1 protein-coding gene is annotated in these 1,104 nt (G+C 52.4%); it reads left to right on the forward strand.

The window, feature by feature from the left end; all coding sequences use genetic code 11:
* Positions 1-58 precede the first annotated feature (58 nt).
* Positions 59-1,085 (forward strand): IS630 family transposase gene (locus MUW49_RS14515; protein WP_161469620.1). Its coding sequence is split into 2 segments (ribosomal slippage): positions 59-513 and positions 512-1,085, totalling 1,029 coding nucleotides; the frame shifts between segments, so codons are not numbered across the junction.
* Positions 1,086-1,104: the final 19 nt, after the last annotated feature.

A 1,104-nucleotide genomic window follows, 5' to 3' on the forward strand; every position in this document is an offset into this window, starting at 1 on the left:
TACCAATCAGATTAAAGATGTGATCTAATTGCTCTATTCTGGTTTCACTGTACTCAGTATGTCCGATCCAATCGATTTCTTGGCCCTCGCCAAGGCAGAAACCAACGCCAGGAAACGCATGCGATTCCTGGCGTTAGCACACTTTCAAGAAGGTCATTCCAGAACTGACATTGCCCGCTTTCTCAAAGTCAGCCGCACAAGTGTCAACAAATGGGTGAGCAACTTCTTGCTACACGGCGTGGCGGGGCTGGATAGTGTCCGTCCACCAGGCCGACCCGCCAAGCTCGGCGCCGAACAGCTATCCCAGCTTAGCGAATATATCGACCAACAAAGCCGGCTGGCCATCGGGGGACGACTGCAAGGTACTGATATTCAAACGTATATCGAACGAGAGTTTGGTGTGGCCTATGAACTCTCCAATGTCTACCGCCTCCTCAGAGAGCTGGGGTTTTCCTGGATAACCAGTCGCTCACGACATCCGAAGCAGGATGGGCAGGTGCAGGAAGCTTTTAAAAAACTTCCAGCTGGAAACGATCCTTAACATCCCGGGTCATGTTGCGCTTGCCAATGTCGATGTCTGGTTTCAGGACGAAGCCCGGTTTGGTCAACAAAATACGACTACCCGACTGTGGGCCAGGCGTGGCAGTCGCCCCCGAGCTATTCAGCAACAACAATTCGAGTACGTCTATCTCTTCGGTGCCGTCTGCCCTGCAACCGGGACAACGGAAGCCTTGCTCAGTCCTCTGGTAAACCGGGAGGTGATGAAGCAGCACTTGGCACTGATTGCAGCACGAACAAAGCCGGGTCGTCATGCGGTGGTGATCATGGACGGCGCCGGATGGCATACCATGGAATGTGCGGATGACTTCCCCAATCTCAGCCTGATCAAGCTCCCTCCCTATTCTCCCGAACTCAATCCCATTGAACAGGTATGGAGCTGGCTTCGTCAGCATGTGTTGGCTAATCGCAGCTTCAAGGATTACGACGACATCCTTGATGCCTGCACATCGGCCTGGAAGCACTTTATTGCCGATGTGGAGCGGGTGATGTCACTTTGTAGCCGAGATTGGATAAAACTGACCTAATGTTTAATCCGATTGGTAT

It is taken from the genome of Aeromonas sp. LsrichE-8G (assembly GCF_022869435.1).
Lineage (GTDB): Bacteria > Pseudomonadota > Gammaproteobacteria > Enterobacterales > Aeromonadaceae > Aeromonas > Aeromonas caviae.